Here is a 21,626-nt window from a genome sequence, read left to right on the forward strand (position 1 = left end):
GACAATCTGACAACCGGCCGGATGATAACATCCGCCGGTTGTAGTTCCTTATATTCTATAGAAGGAGATAAATTCCGTCATCCTTATTCTGCGGTCTCCAGCGCTTGCTTGATTTCATCCGGCGATGCGTTCCACCATTCCTCGTTACGGGAAATAAGCAGCTCGCGCAGCGCTTTCTTCTCCTGATCGCCCAGCCCATCCAGAATGATCCGGCGCTTCAGCGCATAATCCATCTTGTTCACATGGTCGGCCAGGATCTTCCATCCCCGGCGAGCCTCCTGGTCGATCAGCATCTCACAAGCCGTCATCCCGCCATAAAATTGGCCGTCCGCATTCCGGTCCACAGCCACCCATACGATCCATACCTGGCGTCCGTTCGGCACATCCTCCTTGTTGGCAGAGAAGCGAATGCCTCTTTCCACCTTGCTCTTGGCGTGCATGGCGCCGATATCCACCCGGGCTTCCCCGTTATCAATAATGACCGGCGACAGGCTGTTCAGATCAATCGAGCCCGCTCCGAATCCTTTGTGCTTGCTCTTGCTGTTAATGATATTTAACGCAATCTGCTTCTTGCCGCCCTGCTCCTGATTCTCCATCCTGCCAAAGACCTCCTATAATAAGAGCCGATACACGTATCGGCTGCCTGGTTGTGATACCTACTTCTCAATAATTTTATTTTAACTAATAATCCCCCAAAAGCAAACATATACATGCTGTAGATGCTTGTCAACGGGAGGTTGTTCAAATGGTCCCACCACGTGCCAAAGTCTTTCTATCATCCTTGCTCGCCCTCGGTGTGCTTGCAGGATCCATGCCCATATTTCTGAAAAGCGGCCCCTTAGCGTCTATTGCTGCCTCCGATGCAGCCAAGCCCTCCTCAGCCGCGGTCGAGAAGGCTCCGCTCTCGCCGCCGAAGGCGCAGCCAAGCGGCCCGGCCCCGGCACTGAGCGACCGGATCGTCGAATATCACATGGACGTCCGTTATGAACCGGAGGAGAACAAGCTCAGGGGCAAACAGACGCTCACCTGGACCCATCCGGGGAAACGAAGCGTCACCGAGCTGTATTTTCACCTCTACCCGAACGCCTTCGCATCCAATGACACTACATTTATGAAGGAATCGGGAGGGCGGCTTCGCTCCGATACGATGCCCGAAGGCGGCTACGGTTCCATGACCATCACGGGGATCAAAACACTGGAGGGGTTATCGCTGACCAATCGCCTTCAATATGTTCAACCCGATGACGGCAATATCAAAGACCGGAGCCTGGTCAAGCTGCGTCTGCCTAAACCGGTCAAAGGGGGAGAAAGCATTACCCTCTATACGGAATTTGAAGTGGAGCTTCCGCAAATATTCGCCAGAATGGGAAGCGCAGGCGATTTTGTGATGGCGGGTCAGTGGTTCCCTAAAGTCGCTGTGTACGAGCCAGTTGGCCTTCGCGACCGAACCGATGAAGGGTGGAACCTCCACCAGTACCATGGCAACTCAGAGTTTTATTCCAACTTCGGCATATACAGTGTCCGCATTCGCGTGCCGGAAAACTACATCGTGGCTGCTACCGGCTTCCCGACCAAATCCCCGCAGAAGAGCAACGGAGAGAAGATTTATCAATTCTACGCAGATGATGTGCATGATTTCGCCTGGTCAGCCTCCCCCAATTTCGTAACGGCAGAGGAAGCCTTCTCAGCTCCCGGCGTCCCCGGGGTGCGGATCAAGCTGTACCTCGACCCGGCGCATCAGCATTTAAAGGAGCGATATTTTGACGCTGCCAAGACGGCGCTGGGCTCCTTCGGTAAATGGTACGGCTCCTATCCGTATTCCACCCTCTCCATCGTCGTCCCGCCGGAAGCCGGCAATGGCGCGGGCGGAATGGAATATCCAACGCTGGTCACCGCCTTCGGGGCCAGGAATGACTCGCCGGGCTATGAACTGGAGCGAACCGTGATTCACGAAATTGCTCACCAATATTTTTACGGCATGATCGCCAGTAATGAATTTGAAGAGGCTTGGCTGGATGAAGCCTTTGCCTCCTATGCGGAAGAGAAGGTCATGGAGCAGGAGTATGGCATCACCGCCAACACCGCCGCTCAGGCCGCCTCCATCACTACCCCGGCTCCGCTGAAGCAGGAAGCCTGGAAATACGATTCCCACCAGCACTATGCCCAGAATGTGTACACCCGGGGCAAGCTGGTGCTGCAAGGGATCGAACGGCAGGTCGGAACCCAGACGATGAACAAAATTATGCTCACCTATGCCAAAAAATTCAGATTCAAGCACCCGACCACCGCTGACTTTCAAAAGGTCGTGGAGCAGGTGACGAAAACGTCCTGGCAGTCGTACTTCGATCAGTACGTATACGGTAGCCAGATGGCCGATATCGCCATTGAGGATATTCAGGTGAAGAACAAGGGCTCGGAGGCGCAGCCGAAGTACGAATCGATCGTGAAGATTACCAGCAGAGACGGGGATATCGCCAATGTGCCGATTGTGTTTGCTTTTGAAGACGGGAAGACGTTGGAGAAGGTATGGAGCGGTCAGGACGGCCACGTCACGTACAAGCTCGAGTACAGCTCCCCGCTATCCTGGGCGATGGTGGATCCGAAATATACGATCGTGCTGGAGAACAACCATATCAACAACTATATGCGGACGGGAATGGATCCGAAGACGGTCACACGCTGGAACCTTAGCGTAACCAAGCTCCTGGAGACGCTGTTCGGCAGCCTGTCATGGTGAGGGGGGAAAACATGAAAAGCTATGCAAGCCAGGGTTGGGCCAGTGTAAAAGATCAGTTGTATGTCATCATTCTGCTGTTCCTGTACCGCCTGTTATGGGGCTATTGTCTTTATCGACTGGTCAAATCCGCCGTGGTCCCGCTCCTGATGCGATATCCAGATCCGGCTCCGAACGAGCTGAGCCGGCTCCTGTTCTTCTATGAAGGGGAGATGAGCCTGTCGCTTAGCTCCACCGTCCATACCTACGGCTGGCTGCTGATCGGCCTGCTGCTGATTCGTATGCTGCTGACGCCGCTCATTCAGGCCGGTATATTCTACAACCTCCATCAGGAGGCCAAGGGGGAACGAGGGCTGTTCTTTTTCATCGGCATCCGCAAATGGTGGAGAACGGTCTCCGTATTCTATGTGGCCGAGCTTGTGCTTACCTTCGCCCCTGCATACTGGCTTGTGCCCAAAATGCTGCCCCTGTTGATTAACTCGATCCAGGAGCCAGCACTCTTGCTGCGTGTGCTGCCCTTTGCGGCCGGCTGGCTGCTGTACGCCTACCTCATGAAGCTGCTCCTGTTGTACATGCAGTTCGGACGGACGGGCAGCGTCAGCATGACCGCCTCAATTGTGGCCTGTCTCAAGCGGCTCGGCACGGCAAGCCTGCTCTCGATCACGATCGGCGGATCAGCGCTGCTGGTTGTGCTGCTTCTCAGCGCCGTCTCCTTCTACTGGGCAGGGCTGCTTGCTCTTATAATTCAGCAGGCTTCCTACTTCCTGCACGGCCTGTTCCGCATCTGGTCGATCTCCGCCCAATATCATCTATGGAAATCGGGTACCGCTGACCATACATGAACCGTGTTATATGCCTTCGATGGCTGTCCATATACCGCTGCCGTTTCCAAATTAATTACAATTTTTTAACTGCAAATCAACAAATCCCTATTCCAGCTGTCTGGAAATAGGGATTTTTGTTTAAAAAAATAGTTTCCTCGTTTGCCAAATTGATAATACTCTGCTAAAATAACGAATATGTTAGTAACAACTTTGTCATCTTTGTTGTAACTTTTGTCATCAAGTCATCTTGTCGCAGCGTCGTGTAGGCAGAGTGAAACTTAAATTAACATGTTATCGAGCCGAATTCCCGCATTTACGGGAAGCGGGGGATCCGTTTTGGGTGAATTGATCTCGCTAGAGAGGGATCATAGGGTGACCTTCAACCGAACCCTTAAGCTAACCTCGCAGGCTGTGGAAGGAGCTTTTTATTTTGAAGAAGAAACTCGCGGCCGTATCCATCGGCCTTGTCCTTGCATTAAGCTTTGGAACAGGAAGCGCTTTTGCCGATTCCAAACTCAACAATGCCATTAAGCCCGTCATTGGTGTATCTTACAAATCAGGCGGAACGACAACCCAAGGGTTTGATTGCTCCGGTTTCACCACTTATATTTTCAAGAAGCTTGGAATTACCCTTCCTCGCACATCCGCAGCACAGTACAAAGTCGGAACTGCGGTATCGAAGAGCGACCTGAAGCCTGGTGATCTTGTATTCTTCAACACATCCGGCAGAGGTGTATCTCATGTCGGCATTTATGTCGGTGACGGCAAGTTTGCTCATTCTTCTTCGTCGCGCGGTGTCATTGTCAGTCCGCTGAGCCAAGATTACTATGCTAAGCGTTATGTAGGCGCCAAACGCGTCATGAGCCAAAGCACTTATAAAGCAGTAGCTGCTAACTACAACTAATAAGCAATCATATCGAATCATATAAGCCGCTGGACCGGGGATTGTAGCAGATCATCCATCCGCCGGCTTTTTTCTTGTTCTGTATATATGTATAACGTTTAAGATCGTCAAAAAGTTCCAATCGCGGCATTTTATTTTTCGATTTTTTTCGGAAGTAAGTTCCAGAAGTAAGTTGCGGGAGCAAGCGCTCCGCTTCCTACCTACCATTCCTATACCCGTTTTCAAATATAAAGAAACAGCCGTATGAACAGGCCTTCACCGGTTTATGCTAGTAATCAGATATCACATGGTTTGATCAGAGCAGCAAATGAAAAGCAAAGGAGCAGCACATTGTATGCAGGAGCCATCCATAACCTTTCATACCGTCACGATGACCGAGGAACACGCCGCCGAGATTACTTCCTGGTCTTACCCTCCCCCTTACAACATTTATGGCTGGCTGCCGTGGGAGCAAATGCAGATGCTCGGCATTGAGTTCGGCGATCCGGACATCCGTAAGCAGCAATATGTATCTGTGCTGGACCAGCAGCAGCGTCTGTGGGGATTCGGGCAGCTGTTTCCGATGCATGAGGTCACCCGGCTCGGGCTTGGCATGCGGCCTGATTGGTGCGGCCAGGGAATGGGTAAAGCCTTTGTAAAAGCGATTGTGGATGAAGCGATCCGCAGACGGCCTGCCGATGAAATCGACCTGGAGGTACTGGCTTGGAATGAACGCGCGATTCGGGCTTACGAGAAATCCGGCTTCCGGATGACGGATACGTATGAGCGGCTGACCCCGGAGGGCATGGCGCTGTTCCACTGCATGGTGTACACCCCCGCTCCAAGTGCCGGGGCAACCGATTCGGACGCCGCAGGACCGGATCAAACGATGTGAGGGTTGGCAAGTACAAATGGCACAATTTTGTGTACTTTATGTTAAGTCGGCCTTGAACGTTGCTTTTTTTGTCACAACTGGCTATGATGTCATAGGATGTTCGTTTATAATGGAAGTAAGTGCAAAAAGTGCAGTATACATAGAAGGGACGATATAACGATGCAAAAATGGATTATGAGCGGATTGTTCTTCTTTGCATGCGCCTTGGCTGTTGTGCTAATGTTTACGCTTCCAGGAAGAGAAGCTGAAATTGCAGAAGAGAAGCCTACCATGCCTGAAGTAACGCTGGATGCGGCGGCTGCAGAAGCCACGCTGAGAGCCAGCTGTATTTCCTGCCACGGTGATCAGCTCCAAGGCGGAATGGGGCCAGCCCTTGACCAAATCGGCGCAGAGATGGATGTTAATTCCATTTACAACATTATCGCTAAAGGCCGCAGACAAATGCCTGCATTCGAAAATCAGCTGCAAGCTGAAGAAATCGCCAATATCGCGCTGTATCTTTCTGAGCAAAAATAATAAGCAATCCCATGCACAAAACACGCTTGCACCGGAATTCGCTCCGGGTACAAGCGTGTTTTTAGTTGGATGGGATCATGTGGATCGAACGCGATAGCAGAGCTTACGAATCGCCTGTCCCATCATGCCCTACCAATGCCAACGTCACATAAGGGAAAGGTACTGTCGTAAGATGCCCGGAATGAATATTCTGGATGCCCGATTGTCGATCACCACTTGATAAGCCGCGTTAGCCGAAACTTTCTATATAGGATGCGCAAGAGGCCGGTCTGAACAACAAACCAACCATCGCCCTCCCGATTTATGTAGCGGAGTCTCTGCTGTCGTTCGAGCGGCTCTTCTCGTACGCTTCATTGAATTGCTGCGCTTCCTTGATGTCCACAGCCGTAATGCCGCCTTCATCCCAGGAGGTGAGGCGCAGTGTTACCGTTTTGTAGTCAATCGTGATGTAGGGATGATGCCCGAATGCTTCTGAAATGGCAGCCACTTCATCAACGAAGGCGATTCCCTTCATGAACGAGGAAAAGGTATACTTCCGTACGATCCATCTCCCCTGCTCAAACTCCCAGCCCTCCAGCTTCTCCAGATGAGCTTCTACTTCCTGCTGCGTGTAAAGCATCTTATCTTCCTCCCCATCATACCTTCCCCAAGCCGACGCCTGCTCTCTCGGGGCCATTCCTTCATCTATTGTATTCTTCCCTCAATTGGTTGATAACCGAACGGTTCTACACTAGGGCTACGAAAGCAGCCTCTTCATCCCCGATGAGAACATGGATCCTATAGTTCGTCTTGTCGTGAATAACCACCCCGCTTCCTACGGAAATGACCGGTTCGGTGCCCAAGGCGTAGAACAGATCCTCAGCCAGCGCCTCATGAACCTCCGACTTCTCCTGATGGCCCAGGTGACCCCAGTCCTCCGGGTCCATTTCAAAAAATAGATAACTATCCGGTATCCGGCCTACCGCCTCGGTCAAATCAGCCAAAATATCACCGTAATCTCTTCCGTGCCTTACACCCACATGAATCACTCCTTTCAGCCGATTCCTGATCGTATGCCTTTCATCTTATTATACCGGAAAATACGGCTAAAAAAAAAAGCCTTCCCTGACGATAAATAGGATAAAGCGTCGAACGGCGCCTGTTCTTCCACAAGAACGGTAGAAGACGAATGGATTCGCTATTTATTTCTCACGGATGAGGTGTGGTATGGAAATTTCAACACTAATTGGTTTGGTCTTAGGACTGGTCTCCGTCATCGTCGGGATGGTTCTAAAAGGCGCATCCGTCTCTGCTTTGGCTAACGGAGCCGCGTATCTTATTATTCTCGGCGGAACAGCAGCCACTTTATTCATTGGATTCCCGCTGTCAGAGCTTAAGAAGACGCCTAAGCTGGTCGCGATGACCTTTAAGAAGCAGAAACTGATGAGCAAGGCGCAGCTGATCTCCCTGTTCATGGAATGGGCATCCATCACTCGTCGGGAAGGCCTGCTCGCATTGGAGAGCAAGGTCGAGGAGATTGATGACACCTTCCTGAAGAACGGCATGCGGATGATTATTGACGGCAATGATCAGGAATTTGTCCGCGACGTCTTGATGGAGGACATCAGCGCCACGGAGGAGCGCCACCGCGCAGGGGCGCAAATCTTCTCCCAGGCCGGCATGTATGCTCCTTCCCTCGGGGTACTCGGAGCGGTTATCGGTCTGGTCGCCGCCTTGACCCATATGGAAGATATGGGCGAACTGGCTCACGCCATCGGCGCGGCCTTTATTGCAACGATGCTCGGTATTTTTACCGGTTATGTTATCTGTCACCCGATTGCTAACAAACTGAAACGTCTGTCCAAGCAGGAGGTGGAGATCCGGCTGATGATGGTTGAAGGTCTGCTGTCCATTCAATCCGGCGTTTCAACCATTGCGATCAACCAGAAACTGTCCGTATTCCTGACTCCTTCAGAACGCGCCAAATTAGCACAGAAGGGGGATGGTGCTGGTGAGCAAGAAGACTAGACACGAGCCGCATGAGGAGCATGCTGACGAGTCCTGGCTTCTGCCTTATGCCGACTTGCTGACACTGCTTCTCGCATTGTTTCTTGTCCTCTATGCCATGAGCGCAACCGATGCCAAAAAGTTTCAGGAAATGAGTGAAGCGTTCAACGTTGTCTTTACCGGCGGAACTGGCATTCTCGATTACAGCAAAACGGAGCCGAGCCCGGACCCTTCCAATCTCGAAGATTTCAAGGCGGCTCCGGCCGCAATGTCCGAGAACAAACGCCGGGAAGAGTTGAAGCGGCAAGAACAGGAAGACCTGGAGCGGCTCAAGCAGCAGCTCGATAATTACATTAAGGCCAATGGACTTAGCACTGAGCTGAGCACCAAGCTGAACCAGTCACAGCTCGTCATCACGATCCGGGACAACGCCTTGTTCGCTTCGGGGGAAGCGGTCGTGAAGCCGGAGGCGCGCGAACTGGCTGTGGCCATCGCACAAATGCTGGACAAATTCCCGGGGTATGATATTACCGTTGCCGGACATACCGATAACGTGCCGATCTCTAACAGCAAATACCCGTCCAACTGGGATTTGAGCGCCGACCGGGCGCTGCAGTTTATGAAGATACTGCTGGAGAACTCCTCCCTCGATCCTAAGCAGTTTATGCCGACCGGATACGGGGAATATCACCCGATTGCGGATAACGCAACGGTTGAAGGCCGGGCACGAAATCGCCGCGTTGAAGTTTCGATTATCCGGAAGTATCAGGACAATCCGACCTTTACCGGCATTGGTGAGGAAGTGGAGACGGAAGAAGAAGGGAACTAATCCCTGCACCCGCTATCCCGTTCGTTCGGATGAGATACGAAATAAACCGATAGGCTTATCGCCTATCGGTTTATTTTTGACCGGATATTGATGCCGGAGCATCGACTGTTCAGGTTACTCCAGCGTGTAATGAAGCAGTCGTCCAAGCTCCCTCTTCTCCTGTTCGCTTAGATCGCGCCAGGTGCCGATCTTCTGGCTTCCCAGACGGATGTTCATGATCCGGACCCGCTGCAGCCTTCTCACCTCATAGCCGAAAGCACTGCACATTCTGCGAATCTGCCGATTCTTCCCCTCGGTCAGAATGATTCGAAACACCCGCTCCGACACCCGGGTTACTTCGCAAGGGAGCGTCATTTCGCCTAATATCTTCACTCCGCTGGCCATTCCGCGCAGGAAGGAATCGGTCACCGGACGATGGACCGTCACGATATACTCCTTCTCGTGCCTGCCTTCAGAGCGCAGTATTTTGTTGACGATATCCCCGTCATTCGTAAGCAGAATAAGCCCTTCCGAATCCTTGTCCAGCCGGCCTATCGGAAAGATTCTCTCCTTATGGCCGACAAAGTCCACGATATTGCCTTTAATATGACCTTCTGTCGTACTCGTGATGCCAACCGGCTTGTTCAAAGCAATATACACATGCTTCTTCTTGGCCTGAAGCGGTTGTCCGTTTATACGAACATCATCGCCCTCTTCTGCCTGACTGCCCAGAACAGCAATGACACCGTTAATGGTTACTTTCCCGCTCTCAACCAGCTTGTCCGCTTCTCTGCGGGAGCAAAAGCCGGTCTCGCTAATAAATTTATTAATTCTCAAGATGCCATCCCCTTATTGTACGGAGTTTCTCATGATTCCTTCTGCTCTTCCTCTTCCGCGACAATCCCCGCCGCTGGCAGAACAATTACCACTTTCGTCCCTTGGCCGACCTCGCTTTCTACTTCAAGCGTTCCCTGGTGGCCCTGAATAATACGTTGGCTGACCATCAGTCCAAGGCCTGTACCGGTTTCCTTATTCGTAATAAAAGGCTCGCCCAGATGCGGCATCAATTCCGGCGGAATTCCTTCACCTTCGTCCTCGATCGTAATCTTGACCTGCTCGTTCGGCTCGGGACGCATCTCAATCCGGACGACTCCACCCTTAGGCATCGCCTCAATCGCATTCTTCAACAGATTGATGAACACCTGCTTGAGCTGGTTCTCTTCACAGTGGACAAGCGCCGGCTCCTCCGCAAAATCCAGCCTGAACTGTACGCCGTGCAGATGCGCCTGGGTGTCCAGGAAGGACAGCACCTCGCGCATAATGCCTCTGACGTCCTTCTGCTGGAAATGAACAGCCTGAGGCTTGGCGAGGATTAAAAACTCGCTCACAATCAAATTAATCCGGTCCAGCTCTGACAGCATCAGATCAATATGATCCGGATTGGCCTTCTTCGTCTCCTGCTGCAGCTGCAAAAATCCCCGCAGCGTCGTCAGCGGATTCCGGATCTCATGCGCCACCCCGGCAGCCAGTTGACCGACGGTTGTCAGCTTCTCAGAGCGTCTCAGCAGCTCTTCCATCCGGTTTCGCTCGGTTACGTCCCTGGAGACGCTGATGATCGATGTGATGTCGCCATGCTCGTCACGCACGACAGAGGTGCTGATGCTGACCTCGATCTGGCTGCCATCCTTCCGCATGCGGACCGTCTCGATCAGTGGAAGTCGCTCCCCGCCCCGCAAGCGCTGCATCCGCTCGGCCTCTTCCTGCTCCATCTCCGGCGGCACAAGGTCGGGCTTCATGCCGATCACCTCATCAGCCTTCCACCCATACATCTGCTCAAAGGCTTTATTCACACTGATGATTCGTCCGTCCGTATCGGTCGTATGAATCGCATCAGCAGTCTGGTTAATGACAGACTCCAAGTACTCCTTCACCGACAGGTTCTCGTCCACCATCTGCTTCAACTGGCTTGTGTAGTGGCCCAAGTTGCGTGTCATGGCGTTGATACGGCCAGCCAGCTGACCCAGCTCGTCACGGCTGGTTACCTCAAGCCTGCGGTCAAAATGGCCGTCTGCTACATCATTGACCGTTCCCAGTATCGCCTGAATCGGTCGGGTGAAATACCCGGCCACGATGTAGCTGCCGAATATAACAATTTCGAGCAGCACGAGTGATATCGCTACGAGACTGATCATCTGCTCCCGCATGACTGACGAGATCGCCTCATAGTCCATCACAACGCTGATGACACTCGTTGGCCGGTTGTCGGAGCTGATGGGAATGAAGCTTTTTAACACCTTTTTGTCCTGGATCGTCTGAACAAATACGACATTCTCCCCGGTAGCCACCGCTCTGTTCACAGCCTCGACATCCTGATCCAGACTTCCATATTGATAAGTTCCGAACATGATCGGCCGATTCTTCAGTTTGCGATGCGTCTCATCGCTCCCGTCCTCACGCATGGAGGGATTACCGAACGTGTCCGGGTTAATGCCCGTCACCTCCAGAATACGAGGGTTTGCCTTAATCGTTTCTTCAACGACAACATCCGGGCTCGTCACCTTGACAAAATCCTTGATATTGGAGCTTCGTATATAGGGGTCTATAATATAGTTGCGCTTGCCATCATAGTAATAACCCCATTTGTCTATAAATTCCGGGTTTGATGTGGAAAATTCAAAGGGACCGGACCAGAAGTTCTCTCCTTTCTGGCCTTGGGTCACCGACAGCACCTGCTGGTGCTCGAACAGCTCCTGAAATGCCGTATGCCAATAGCCCCAATCGGATGTGGATAACCCGATCTCTTCTTCGGCAGAGGACTTGGCGACAATAATATCGTTCCCGGACTTGACCAGAAGCGAGATATGCGTCACACCCAGCTCTGCTGCCAAATCAACAAGCTCTTCATTGGTGATGTTGCGAATATCAGGATCGAGCGACCGTGCAGCATTGATGGACGCCACACGCAGCATATCGGCAAACACACCATCGACGTAACCGGAACTGTAAGCTGTCTGTTCCACCGTAATGGCAATTTGGGTAGCGGCCATGACCATTTTGGCCTCACTGTCCTGCTGCAAATTTTCCTGTGTTGTATAATAGTTCAATGTTATATTAAGCAGAAGAATAAATAATACCGAGATCGACAAGATCATCGACAGTTTTGTTTTGATTGACAATGGCCTCTTCACCTTTCCGCTGTTGCCATAGGCGACTGAAAGCACTATTAACCCCATGATACCTTGATCAGGTACGTTTGAAAAGAATTTCGTCCGAATTACAAAAACGGCTACAGTGTGATTTTCGGCTCCTTCGGGGTATAGGTTAAGGTGGAAAAACGGATAATTTCACTACCGATGTCCACAAGTTACTCACAAATACACAACCACCTTGGGGATAATGTGTATAACTATGTGCATAACCAGGCGGTTATCCACAGATATGTCCACAACATGTTAACAAACGAATGAACGTTCGTTGTATAATAGAAGAAAATACAGCTTATTGACGTATAATCGAAGGGAGATCTAGAGTTTCATGTCATTTTCGGATTCGCTTGCTGTGGATAAAGATCAACATATATATTGGATGCAGGAAGCCATTAAAGAGGCGCAAAAAGCAGAAGAACGCGGTGAGGTCCCGATCGGGGCCGTCATTGTCCGCGGAGATGAAATTGTAGGGCGCGGCTTCAATCTTCGCGAGACCACCTTCGATGCAACCGCCCATGCGGAGATGGTAGCTATCCGTGAGGCCAGCCGCACGCTCGGAGCCTGGCGTCTGCTGGATTGCAGCCTGTACGTCACCCTGGAGCCCTGTCCGATGTGTGCCGGTGCGATTGTACAATCCCGCATTCCTCAGGTCATCTACGGCACGAGAGACCCCAAAGCCGGCTGCGCAGGCACCTTGATGAATCTGCTTCAAGAGCCGCGATTTAACCATCGCACGATGGTCGTGGAGGGCATTCTTCAAGCTGAATGCGCCGCTCTGCTCACCCAGTTTTTCCGCAAACTGCGTGGTAAAGCTTAGCATGTTGATCTGTGGTTATCCACAGCCAAGTGGCCCCTCGGCCACCTAGACAAGCCCTTTGGTTATGTATAGTGACAGCAAAGCCCGGTCTCTGTGGAGACCGGGCTTTCGCTGCAATGAAAACGAATAAAGAGAATTAATACCCGTAGTACATTGCCTCTTCGAATTCTTCCATGGTAACAACATCAGCATCTTGTGGGATGCCTACTTTAAATTCTGCTGTCTCATTGATTTTCGTGTAATGAGAGCTTCCTTTGAATACAAGCTTCATGTTGTCGCTGGACTCAGGATCGTTGAAGACCAGGTCAGCCGTCACATCTTGGTATACAGGGAAGTCTTTTTTGTTGATAGCGGTATTGATATTGAAGCTGTTGATCACGAGAAACTCATTCAATTCCTCAAGTGCGATCTTCAGATCTTCTTGACTCACCGAAGTGATGGATTCTCTCGCTTCATCAATCTCTGCTTGCGTCAGACCGACCAGTTCACGATATTCTTCCTTGGCAATGATGTCAAGGATCTTAGGAAGCACATTGTTGACGATCAGCTCTACAGCTTCATTCACATTGTCGTTATTAATGGAGAATTGAATGATTTGCTTCGTCTCAATGCCTTCTGGAAGGCTAACATCGGATGCCGCGATTTCTTTGAAGTATTTCTCTTCGTCAAACTCACTCATGAATGCTTCAAGGATTTCATTCGAGAACTCTTGGGATTTCTTCGCATCCAGTGTGGCCGGATTGAAGGATTCCCCAGCTTCCTCAGCAAGCTCCTTCAGATCAAGAACTAGGAATTTGCCTACAACTTCTTCAGGCAGCGGCAGCATCGGGATATTCGGAACCTTCACATAGATTTTCTCCTGCGTCATCACCATATCCAGATTGAAGGACATGGCCATATCGCCCTTCAAGTTAATTCCCATTTTAAACTCGGCTTGCATCGGATCGGCTTGGTATACCCCATCCAGCGTGACTTCTGCATTCTTCAGGACATTAAGAGCAAGCTCCGCATCTGCAGTATTTATTTCGGCAATGTTCATTACCAGATCCTCAATGACGAATTTGCTGCTCATCTCATAGGAAGTCATTGCTGTTGCACTCTTCAGTGAATTGACCATAGCAGCTTTCGGCTCGTCTTTCTTGGCGCAGCCAGCGAGAACGACTGTTACGGACAGTAGCAGCGTTAACATAATGGCTACTAACTTCTTGTTCATTAAAAACTCTCCCCTCTAGATCTTAAGAAAAAAATAACAGACCTTTTCATCATAACCTATTTTGTCAGATTGAGAAACACTATTTGGAATTTTTTCTGAAATATCTCAGTTGTTTTGAAATCAAACTTCTTTATTCCAAATGATGTCGTGTTATTTGTAAGGGCCCTTTGAATAACACTTTCCCCTTTATACGAGGTGGAGTCAGAAAGAGTTTCAGAAAAAAATCAGGCTTTTTCTCATTAGACGAAAAAGAGCCTCCCGCACGATCGCAGGAAGCTCCAATCTTCTGTTATTCTCCTCATACAGCCGGCTCTGCATCGAGCCTACCCTTCTGGATTAAAGTTACCCGACTGCTTGCGAATTTTCGCACGATGCGATCCGGACAGCGGCTCTTGCCCACCACGATGCTGTTCCTCACGCTCGCGCTTTGGCTCCTGCGCCTCCGGCACCGGAACAGATTTCGGTTTGCTCATGCCATGACCTCCATTTCAATTGCTGGGATAGCTGCCTTCCCAGGTGTTTGCCTGGCCTTGTGTCGACCTTGCCGGCATGATCAGGACCTGGGTCCTATAATCAACGATCCCGGTCAGTGATGTGTGATTTGCTGAAGCGCTTGTGCGCATTCATGAATGTGACGTGTGTAATCACTAACCATCCCTTGAATGTTCTCGTTGCGCTCATCCGTCGTAGCGCCCGCTCGCTCCACATCGACCAGATCCACTCTCACTTCCCTGGAATCCACGTAGGTGCATTGAAAGTCGAATGAATAGTCCTGTCTCCCTGCCGTATCAATATGGATCCGGACAGCTTGAGGATTCCCTTCGTCTGCAGCTACCTCGGCCCGGTCTCCTGGCTTCAGAATCGTCCCGAGTCTTTCTTGCCAGGCACTGACCAGCGTTTCCTGATTTACATTCAGCTCTGAGTTCATCATTCACACCTCCCCTTCCTTATAAATTGCGGAGATGCATGTTGTTTTATACAAAAAAAGCCGTCCCCCGAAGGGAACAGCTTACTCTACATATGTATGGCGGAGAGGATGGGATTCGAACCCATGTGGAGTTGCCCCCTAACGGTTTTCAAGACCGCCCCGTTATGACCGCTTCGGTACCTCTCCAAGTGGTATAAAGCTCTTCCATGAATCACATGCGAAGATCATTATACCACAGAACGACAACAATTATCAAATATTATTTATCCTTCGGAGCAATCACATTCACATTGCCCATGTAAGGACGAAGAACCTCCGGAATTACGACGCTGCCGTCCGCTTGCTGGTAGTTCTCGAGAATAGCCGCTACCGTCCGACCCACGGCAAGCCCCGATCCATTCAAGGTATGCACGAACTCCGGCTTCGCTTTCGCTTCCGGGCGGAAACGAATATTCGCGCGGCGGGCCTGGAAGTCCCCGATATTCGAGCAGGAAGAGATTTCACGGTACATCCCGCTCTCCGGCAGCCATACCTCCAGGTCGTAGGTTTTCGTGGAACCAAATCCCATGTCGCCCGTGCACAGCAGCATCACGCGATATGGAAGCTCCAGAAGCTGAAGTACACGTTCTGCATCTGCAGTCATCTTCTCAAGCTCTTCAAAAGATTGATCCGGATGTACTATCTTCACCATTTCAACCTTGTTAAATTGATGCTGGCGAATCAGGCCTCGCGTATCACGTCCGGCTGCACCCGCCTCAGAACGGAAGCAGGAGCTGTAAGCCACATAATACTTTGGCAATTCTTGAGCGCTCAAAATTTCCTCGCGGTGATAGTTTGTAACAGGCACTTCCGCCGTCGGGATGAGATAGTAATCCGTGTCGCTCAGCTTGAACAGATCCTCTTCAAATTTAGGAAGTTGGCCTGTTCCGTACAGGCTGTCCCGGTTGACGATATAGGGAGGAAGCATTTCTTCATAACCGTGTTTATCGCTGTGCAGGTCCATCATGAAGTTAATCAGCGCGCGTTCAAGTCGAGCTCCGAGTCCTTTATAGAACGTGAATCGAGAGCCTGTGACCTTGCCTGCTGCTTCAAAATCAAGAATGTCCGTACTTTGGGCAATTTCCCAGTGAGCCTTCGGCTGAAAATCGAACGTCCGCGGCTCGGACCAGCGGCGAACCTCTACATTCTCCTCTTCGGAAGCCCCGACCGGCACACTTTCATGAGGAATATTCGGAATGGCCAGCGTCAGCTCGGAAATCTGGTTCTCAAGCTCACGAACCTCTTCATCCAAACTTTTGATACGGTCGGACACCTCACGCATTTCTACAATGAGATCGTCTGCATTTTCACGGTTCTTCTTCAATCTCGCCACTTCAGCTGATACCGTATTCCGCCGGTTCTTCAAGTTCTCGCTTTCCTGGAGAAGCTCACGCCGCCGTGCATCCAGCTCGGGGAAATCCGAGATCAAATCAAGCGATTTGCCGCGGTTCTTCAATGCTTCCTCTACGCGGTGATAGTCGTTGCGCAATATTTTTACGTCTAACACGGGAAACCCTCCTAAATAACATCCAAATTCCACTTGTTTAAGAAAAACAAACTTGACTCTTGCAACAAGAGTCAAGATGTTTTCTCTATTCTTTTATTGTACACCAGTTCGACTTGCTTCCACCATCTCAATAAAATACTGATGCAATCGGAAATCATCCGTCAGCTCCGGATGGAAGGATGCAGCCAGAAGATGCCCCTGACGCGCGGTCACAATCTCATCCTTATAGGTCGACAGCACCTCGACGTCCGACCCTACCTCCATAATCAGGGGAGCACGGATAAATACCGCGCGTATGGGCTCGTCAATACCCTTCACAACCAAATCGGTCTCAAAGCTTTCACGCTGCCGGCCAAAAGCGTTGCGGGCCACGGTCATATTCATCAGCTTCAGATGAGCTTCCTCATGGCCGTCAATCCGTTCAGCCAGCACGATCAGTCCTGCGCATGTTCCGAAAATTGGCTTGCCCTGCTCTGAAAACTGCCGGATGGCTTCCATAAATCCGTATTTGCGCATCAGCTTGCCGATGGTAGTGCTTTCTCCTCCGGGAATGATCAGCCCGTCCAAATCCTCCAGCTGCTCCACCCGTTTGACTGGAACGCCATCGGCACCAGCAAGCGATATGCTGCGAATATGCTCTGTAACGGCACCCTGCAGTGCCAGTACGCCGATCTTCATGTTACCCCTTCTCTCTCTTACCAACCGCGATCCTGCATCCGCTCAGCAGGCGACAGCTTGGAAATCTCGATGCCTTTCATCGGGGTGCCCAGGTTTTTAGATACCTCGGCAATCAATTTATAATCTTCATAATGTGTGGTAGCTTCAACGATAGCACGAGCGAACTTCTCCGGATTGTCGGACTTGAAAATACCGGAGCCTACGAATACGCCGTCTGCCCCGAGATGCATCATCAAAGCCGCATCCGCAGGCGTTGCAATTCCACCAGCAGCGAAGTTCACGACAGGCAGCTTGCCCGATTCATGTACAGTTTTCAGCAGATCATAGGATACACCCAAATTCTTCGCTTCGGCATATAGCTCGTCCTTCGACATGTTCTGCACTTTACGAATTTGGCTGTTGATCAGACGCATATGACGAACAGCTTCCACGATGTTCCCTGTTCCCGGCTCACCCTTCGTACGGATCATGGATGCACCCTCACCGATCCGTCTGAGCGCTTCACCGATGTCCTTGGCGCCGCACACGAAAGGAACGGTAAAATCCCATTTATCGATATGGAAAACTTCATCAGCCGGCGTCAGGACCTCGCTCTCGTCCAAGTAATCAACACCGAGAGACTCAAGTACCTTCGCCTCGACATAATGACCGATACGAGCTTTAGCCATTACCGGAATGGATACGACCTTCATGACTTCCTCCACAATGGTAGGGTCCGCCATGCGAGCCACGCCGCCTGCCGCACGAATGTCAGAAGGGACTCTTTCCAGTGCCATAACGGCAGTTGCGCCAGCAGCCTCGGCAATCTTCGCTTGCTCTGCGTTCATGACGTCCATGATGACGCCGCCTTTTTGCATTTCTGCCATGCCTCTTTTTACAGTAGCTGTTCCTGTTTCCATATGCCCTAGCCTCCCGAATAATACGATATATCTGAATCGCCACAAGCGATGCCAGTGGTATGTTAATTCATCACGCTGTCCGTAACTTTGTCCATGAATCTAACTTGATATTTTACCCCAATCAACTCAAATATACAACCCATTTACTCGGGATTTATACGTTTCGGTTAAAAAAGATTTTTGATCGATTCGAACAGATCTGCGAAGAACTGTGAGATTGCACGCATCAACAGCTTGAACCATCCCGCCTTCTCAACCTCGTCAGCTGTAATCAAATTGACCGTTACCGTCTGCTCACTGTCCATACCTTCTACTGTATAAGAGTATGTCACGGTGCCTACTTTTGTATCCTTCGCAACTGGCGCCGTCAGATTGTTGCTGTCGATGGTCGCTTCAAAGTTGATGTTAGCACCACTCGATCCTTTAGGAAGCATGAAGCTTACCGGCTTGTCCGTTACAATGGCAGCTTCTGTAGCCTTGCCCTTGCTGACCTGGATATTCTCAAAACCTTCTACCGTCGATTGTGCCGGTACAACCTCTTTGATTTCAAAATTGTCGAAGCCGTAATCCAGCACCTTGCGTGTTTCCTGGAAACGAGCGCCTTCCGATTTAGTCCCCATCACCACACTGATCAGACGCATGCCATCCCGTTCAGCCGTCCCTGCAAAGCAGTATCCTGCTGCCGACGTATGTCCGGTCTTCATACCATCAAGGCCTTCATAGGCATAAGCTTTAAAGTTGGTAATATCCTTGTTGGACTCCAGCATCCAGTTGTAGTTAATGATTGGATCCTTATCCCGTTCACGAAACTTATAGGACGGAATCGCCGTAAACTCGGCAAAATCCGGATGGTCCATGACGATGTGTTTAACAAGAAGTGCGGCGTCCATGGCGGACATCACCGTTTCGCGATCTTCTTGTGGACGGAATTTCTCTGGCATATCGGCCCGGCTCAAACCTGTTGAGTTAATAAAAAAGGCCGTTTCCATTCCCATTTGCTTCGCGGTTTCGTTCATCATGTTGACAAACTCTGCCTCGGTGCCTGCCACATACTCCGCCAGGGCAACCGTCGCATCGTTCGCCGAGCCTACCGCCATCGCGATGTACAGCTCTCTTACCGTATGCTGATCGCCCTCAGCAAGGAAGATGCGGGAGCCTACGCTCTTAGCTGCATTCTCCCGCACCGTGACGACATCATCCCAAGAGATGATGCCTTGCTTCACCTGCTCAGCCACAATATACTCTGTCATCATCTTCGTCATACTGGCGGGTGGCAACGCCACGTCAGCGTCGATGTTCAACAGTATCTGACCTGTGGTTGGCTCCAGCAGCACAGCGGATTTCACTTCGAGCCCGAGCTGATCTATGGATGGTACCTTGTCTGGCTTCGAATTGGTCGTAGTCGTCGCTTCCGTTTCATCGGTGCTTGTCGTCTCCGCCGTCGCTACCAGGTGGGACGCGGCGAAAGATACGGCCGGGACGGTGGAAAAGCCCAATATATTAACGAGCATCAAGGATGCTATAGTTCGTTGTACGATTTTACGTTTCTTTCTTGCAGACTTCTCTATCAATGGAATTACTCCCCTCTAATTCTCAATAAGTCAATTGCTTGTTCTATTCTATCATAGGGGGGGTATCAAAAAAAGACAAGCCAACCGAAATCCGGCAGGCTTGTCCGAGGAAATAAATTACATATATTCGCAGTTGATGTATAATCTGCTGTTAACCCGAGAGTAAAACATCAAAAGGCTCCTTCTTACAAGGAATAGTTAGGCGCTTCCTTCGTAATTTGAATGTTATGCGGATGGCTCTCGCGAAGACCCGCACCCGTGATGCGAACGAATTGGGTATCGTTACGAAGCTCTTCCAGATCCTTCGTTCCGCAATAACCCATACCAGAGCGCAGACCGCCGATCAGCTGATGGATTGTATCCGCAAGCGGCCCCTTATAAGCTACGCGACCTTCGATCCCCTCAGGAACCAGCTTCTTGTCATCCTCCTGGAAGTAGCGGTCCTTGCTGCCTTGCTTCATAGCAGCCATGGAGCCCATACCACGATAAGCTTTGAAGCGACGGCCTTGGTAAATTTCGAATTCACCAGGGCTTTCCTCCGTGCCGGCAAACATGCTGCCCAGCATGACGGCGTGTGCGCCTGCGGCGATTGCCTTCGTAATCTCACCGGAATATTTGATACCGCCGTCAGCAATAATCGGAATACCGTATTCCTTCGCTACGGTAGCACAGTCATAGATGGCTGTAATTTGCGGCACACCGATACCAGCAATAACCCGGGTTGTACAGATGGAGCCTGGTCCAATGCCGACTTTTACTACAGATGCTCCGGCTTCGATCAGCTCGCGAGTTCCTTCACCTGTCGCCACGTTACCAGCAATGATCGTAAGATCCGGATAACGCTCACGCAGCTTGCGCACAGCCTCGATAATGTTAATATGATGGCCGTGAGCCGAATCCACCGTGATCACGTCTACGCCTGCCTGAACAAGCGCCTCTGCACGGTCAAAGGTGTCTTTGGAGATACCGATGGCAGCGCCCACCAACAGACGACCTTGCGCATCCTTGGCGGCGTTCGGGAACTGGATTGCTTTCTCGATGTCCTTGATCGTAATAAGGCCTTTCAGGACGTTGCTCTCATCCACGAGAGGAAGCTTCTCGATTTTATGCTTTTGCAGAATCGACTCCGCATCCTGCAGCGTTGTGCCAACCGGAGCAGTGACCAGATTCTCGCTGGTCATTACATCGCGGATCACGGTGTTGTAGTCGTGGACGAAACGGAGGTCACGATTCGTCAAAATCCCGATCAGCTTATTATGCTCATCAACAATTGGCACACCGGAAATCCGGAATTTGCCCATCAGTTTCTCAGCATCAGCTACCAGGTTGTCAGCCCGAAGGGAAAATGGATTCGTAATGACGCCGCTCTCTGAGCGCTTCACCCGATCGACTTCCTCCGCTTGCTGTTCGATTGTCATATTTTTATGAATGATACCGATTCCACCTTCTCTAGCAATGGCAATCGCCAGAGGCGCCTCTGTAACGGTGTCCATTCCGGCACTGATCAATGGAATGTTCAACTTCACATGTTCACTTAATCTTGTGGTCACATCCACTTCCTTAGGGAGTACCTCGGATTTTCTAGGAACCAATAATACATCGTCAAAAGTAAAGCCTTCCTTGCTAAACTTATCTTCCCACACCTGGGTTATTCCTCCTTTGTTTGTCGTCTTCCGGCGGACTTTAAATATAGTTTCAAGGCTGGATGGGACGGCGTTTTCTGTATTTTCAGAAATATATTATTGCAATCTTAGCAAAGGGCCTATAGGCTGTCAAGGCATTGGAACAGACCTTTTTCTGCATAGCTGCACCATCCATTCAGGGCAATATCCGTGTCTACCGTGAACGGACAAAGTCCGTCCATATCCTTACATAACAACTAATTAAATGCTGTACATATACAAAACACCATTCGGTGAGGAATGTTGGGACCACTCGGTAAAGCTGCTTTAGTATGCCCAGCGTGCAATGCATTAAAACGGTCCGGATGACCTGCAGAAGCAGGCAAGATAGACTTCATCACAGCAAACATGAGATTCACGAATAGCTTTATGCCAAAAGGAAAGACAAAAAACAAGCTCGCTATCGACGAATCGATAACGAGCTTGTTCGGTTGTTCGCC

22 protein-coding genes, 1 tRNA gene and 1 riboswitch are annotated in these 21,626 nt (G+C 50.6%); of the genes, 8 read left to right on the forward strand and 15 right to left on the reverse strand.

Annotated elements, in window-relative coordinates:
- Positions 1 to 83: 83 nt before the first annotated feature.
- On the reverse strand, positions 84 to 596 hold the full coding sequence (locus CHH75_RS23930; RefSeq protein WP_095268079.1) for a YwhD family protein: 513 nt from the start codon (positions 594 to 596) through the stop codon (positions 84 to 86).
- A 149-nt stretch (positions 597 to 745) separates the two neighbouring features.
- Here CHH75_RS23930 and CHH75_RS23935 point away from each other — a divergent pair, with 149 nt between their 5' ends.
- From CHH75_RS23935 to CHH75_RS23955, 5 genes are all read left to right on the forward strand, one after another.
- Positions 746 to 2,737 carry a M1 family metallopeptidase gene (locus tag CHH75_RS23935; RefSeq protein WP_095268078.1) on the forward strand — a complete coding sequence of 664 codons (1,992 nt, stop codon included), beginning with the start codon at positions 746 to 748 and terminating at the stop codon, positions 2,735 to 2,737.
- An 11-nt stretch (positions 2,738 to 2,748) separates the two neighbouring features.
- Positions 2,749 to 3,576 (forward strand): hypothetical protein, encoded by an 828-nt coding sequence (locus tag CHH75_RS23940; protein WP_095268077.1) that lies wholly within the window; start codon positions 2,749 to 2,751, stop codon positions 3,574 to 3,576.
- A 269-nt stretch (positions 3,577 to 3,845) separates the two neighbouring features.
- Positions 3,846 to 3,984: riboswitch (cyclic di-AMP (ydaO/yuaA leader) on the forward strand.
- Between the two features lie 4 nt (positions 3,985 to 3,988).
- Positions 3,989 to 4,462 carry a C40 family peptidase gene (locus tag CHH75_RS23945; protein ID WP_095399346.1) on the forward strand — a complete coding sequence of 158 codons (474 nt, stop codon included), beginning with the start codon at positions 3,989 to 3,991 and terminating at the stop codon, positions 4,460 to 4,462.
- Between the two features lie 334 nt (positions 4,463 to 4,796).
- Positions 4,797 to 5,336: a GNAT family N-acetyltransferase gene (locus CHH75_RS23950; RefSeq protein ID WP_095399347.1), complete on the forward strand. Its 540-nt coding sequence runs from the start codon at positions 4,797 to 4,799 to the stop codon at positions 5,334 to 5,336.
- Between the two features lie 159 nt (positions 5,337 to 5,495).
- On the forward strand, positions 5,496 to 5,852 hold the full coding sequence (locus tag CHH75_RS23955; protein ID WP_095399348.1) for a c-type cytochrome: 357 nt from the start codon (positions 5,496 to 5,498) through the stop codon (positions 5,850 to 5,852).
- A gap of 301 nt (positions 5,853 to 6,153) precedes the next feature.
- Here the strand turns inward: CHH75_RS23955 and CHH75_RS23960 are convergent, their stop codons facing one another.
- Positions 6,154 to 6,471, reverse strand: a complete 318-nt coding sequence (locus CHH75_RS23960; RefSeq protein WP_095268073.1) for a 4a-hydroxytetrahydrobiopterin dehydratase — start codon at positions 6,469 to 6,471, stop codon at positions 6,154 to 6,156.
- Positions 6,472 to 6,577: 106 nt separating this feature from the next.
- Positions 6,578 to 6,871 carry a hypothetical protein gene (locus tag CHH75_RS23965; protein ID WP_095268072.1) on the reverse strand — a complete coding sequence of 98 codons (294 nt, stop codon included), beginning with the start codon at positions 6,869 to 6,871 and terminating at the stop codon, positions 6,578 to 6,580.
- Between the two features lie 187 nt (positions 6,872 to 7,058).
- On the opposite strand from CHH75_RS23965, the gene motA reads away from it, so the two are divergent.
- Entirely contained in the window at positions 7,059 to 7,859 is an 801-nt protein-coding gene (motA, locus tag CHH75_RS23970) for a flagellar motor stator protein MotA (RefSeq protein WP_095268071.1), read from the forward strand.
- Positions 7,843 to 8,667 carry a flagellar motor protein MotB gene (gene motB, locus CHH75_RS23975; RefSeq protein WP_095399349.1) on the forward strand — a complete coding sequence of 275 codons (825 nt, stop codon included), beginning with the start codon at positions 7,843 to 7,845 and terminating at the stop codon, positions 8,665 to 8,667. The genes motA and motB overlap by 17 nt, the downstream gene beginning before the upstream one ends.
- A gap of 114 nt (positions 8,668 to 8,781) precedes the next feature.
- On the opposite strand, the gene rluF is transcribed toward motB, so the two are convergent.
- Together rluF and CHH75_RS23985 are read right to left on the reverse strand one after the other, a co-directional pair.
- Positions 8,782 to 9,483 carry a 23S rRNA pseudouridine(2604) synthase RluF gene (rluF, locus tag CHH75_RS23980; RefSeq protein WP_095399350.1) on the reverse strand — a complete coding sequence of 234 codons (702 nt, stop codon included), beginning with the start codon at positions 9,481 to 9,483 and terminating at the stop codon, positions 8,782 to 8,784.
- Between the two features lie 29 nt (positions 9,484 to 9,512).
- On the reverse strand, positions 9,513 to 11,822 hold the full coding sequence (locus CHH75_RS23985) for an ATP-binding protein (RefSeq protein WP_095399351.1): 2,310 nt from the start codon (positions 11,820 to 11,822) through the stop codon (positions 9,513 to 9,515).
- A gap of 358 nt (positions 11,823 to 12,180) precedes the next feature.
- Here CHH75_RS23985 and tadA point away from each other — a divergent pair, with 358 nt between their 5' ends.
- Positions 12,181 to 12,669 carry a tRNA adenosine(34) deaminase TadA gene (gene tadA / locus CHH75_RS23990; RefSeq protein ID WP_095268068.1) on the forward strand — a complete coding sequence of 163 codons (489 nt, stop codon included), beginning with the start codon at positions 12,181 to 12,183 and terminating at the stop codon, positions 12,667 to 12,669.
- Between the two features lie 136 nt (positions 12,670 to 12,805).
- Here the strand turns inward: tadA and CHH75_RS23995 are convergent, their stop codons facing one another.
- From CHH75_RS23995 to CHH75_RS25075, 10 genes are all read right to left on the reverse strand, one after another.
- Positions 12,806 to 13,882 (reverse strand): hypothetical protein, encoded by a 1,077-nt coding sequence (locus CHH75_RS23995; protein ID WP_095399352.1) that lies wholly within the window; start codon positions 13,880 to 13,882, stop codon positions 12,806 to 12,808.
- 323 nt (positions 13,883 to 14,205) lie between these two features.
- On the reverse strand, positions 14,206 to 14,355 hold the full coding sequence (locus CHH75_RS24000) for a small acid-soluble spore protein P (RefSeq protein WP_095268171.1): 150 nt from the start codon (positions 14,353 to 14,355) through the stop codon (positions 14,206 to 14,208).
- A 113-nt stretch (positions 14,356 to 14,468) separates the two neighbouring features.
- Positions 14,469 to 14,810: a hypothetical protein gene (locus tag CHH75_RS24005; RefSeq protein WP_095268170.1), complete on the reverse strand. Its 342-nt coding sequence runs from the start codon at positions 14,808 to 14,810 to the stop codon at positions 14,469 to 14,471.
- Positions 14,811 to 14,907: 97 nt separating this feature from the next.
- Positions 14,908 to 14,996: transfer RNA gene (locus CHH75_RS24010), tRNA-Ser, on the reverse strand.
- A gap of 73 nt (positions 14,997 to 15,069) precedes the next feature.
- Positions 15,070 to 16,356 (reverse strand): serine--tRNA ligase, encoded by a 1,287-nt coding sequence (gene serS / locus CHH75_RS24015; protein WP_095399353.1) that lies wholly within the window; start codon positions 16,354 to 16,356, stop codon positions 15,070 to 15,072.
- A gap of 93 nt (positions 16,357 to 16,449) precedes the next feature.
- Positions 16,450 to 17,034 carry a pyridoxal 5'-phosphate synthase glutaminase subunit PdxT gene (gene pdxT / locus CHH75_RS24020; RefSeq protein ID WP_095268168.1) on the reverse strand — a complete coding sequence of 195 codons (585 nt, stop codon included), beginning with the start codon at positions 17,032 to 17,034 and terminating at the stop codon, positions 16,450 to 16,452.
- A 17-nt stretch (positions 17,035 to 17,051) separates the two neighbouring features.
- Positions 17,052 to 17,933 (reverse strand): pyridoxal 5'-phosphate synthase lyase subunit PdxS, encoded by an 882-nt coding sequence (gene pdxS, locus CHH75_RS24025; protein ID WP_095399354.1) that lies wholly within the window; start codon positions 17,931 to 17,933, stop codon positions 17,052 to 17,054.
- A gap of 167 nt (positions 17,934 to 18,100) precedes the next feature.
- A complete protein-coding gene (locus CHH75_RS24030; RefSeq protein ID WP_176475659.1) occupies positions 18,101 to 19,444 on the reverse strand; it encodes a D-alanyl-D-alanine carboxypeptidase family protein in 1,344 nt (447 codons plus the stop codon).
- Positions 19,445 to 19,689: 245 nt separating this feature from the next.
- Positions 19,690 to 21,147 (reverse strand): IMP dehydrogenase, encoded by a 1,458-nt coding sequence (gene guaB / locus CHH75_RS24035; protein ID WP_095399356.1) that lies wholly within the window; start codon positions 21,145 to 21,147, stop codon positions 19,690 to 19,692.
- 236 nt (positions 21,148 to 21,383) lie between these two features.
- On the reverse strand, positions 21,384 to 21,626 hold a 243-nt coding region (locus CHH75_RS25075; RefSeq protein ID WP_217989087.1), incomplete at its 5' end, for a hypothetical protein.

Source organism: Paenibacillus sp. 7541 (assembly GCF_002276395.1).
In the GTDB taxonomy this organism is placed as follows: Bacteria; Bacillota; Bacilli; order Paenibacillales; family Paenibacillaceae; genus Paenibacillus_AQ; species Paenibacillus_AQ campinasensis.

Coding starts and splice junctions, on each gene's coding strand:
- CHH75_RS23930 (WP_095268079.1), bottom strand. CDS start 596: ATGGAGAATCAGGAGCAGGGCGGCAAGAAGCAGATTGCGTTAAATATC.
- CHH75_RS23935 (WP_095268078.1), top strand. CDS start 746: ATGGTCCCACCACGTGCCAAAGTCTTTCTATCATCCTTGCTCGCCCTC.
- CHH75_RS23940 (WP_095268077.1), top strand. CDS start 2,749: ATGAAAAGCTATGCAAGCCAGGGTTGGGCCAGTGTAAAAGATCAGTTG.
- CHH75_RS23950 (WP_095399347.1), top strand. CDS start 4,797: ATGCAGGAGCCATCCATAACCTTTCATACCGTCACGATGACCGAGGAA.
- CHH75_RS23955 (WP_095399348.1), top strand. CDS start 5,496: ATGCAAAAATGGATTATGAGCGGATTGTTCTTCTTTGCATGCGCCTTG.
- CHH75_RS23960 (WP_095268073.1), bottom strand. CDS start 6,471: ATGCTTTACACGCAGCAGGAAGTAGAAGCTCATCTGGAGAAGCTGGAG.
- motA (WP_095268071.1), top strand. CDS start 7,059: ATGGAAATTTCAACACTAATTGGTTTGGTCTTAGGACTGGTCTCCGTC.
- tadA (WP_095268068.1), top strand. CDS start 12,181: ATGTCATTTTCGGATTCGCTTGCTGTGGATAAAGATCAACATATATAT.
- CHH75_RS23995 (WP_095399352.1), bottom strand. CDS start 13,882: ATGAACAAGAAGTTAGTAGCCATTATGTTAACGCTGCTACTGTCCGTA.
- CHH75_RS24000 (WP_095268171.1), bottom strand. CDS start 14,355: ATGAGCAAACCGAAATCTGTTCCGGTGCCGGAGGCGCAGGAGCCAAAG.
- CHH75_RS24005 (WP_095268170.1), bottom strand. CDS start 14,810: ATGAACTCAGAGCTGAATGTAAATCAGGAAACGCTGGTCAGTGCCTGG.
- pdxT (WP_095268168.1), bottom strand. CDS start 17,034: ATGAAGATCGGCGTACTGGCACTGCAGGGTGCCGTTACAGAGCATATT.
- pdxS (WP_095399354.1), bottom strand. CDS start 17,933: ATGGAAACAGGAACAGCTACTGTAAAAAGAGGCATGGCAGAAATGCAA.
- CHH75_RS24030 (WP_176475659.1), bottom strand. CDS start 19,444: ATGCTCGTTAATATATTGGGCTTTTCCACCGTCCCGGCCGTATCTTTC.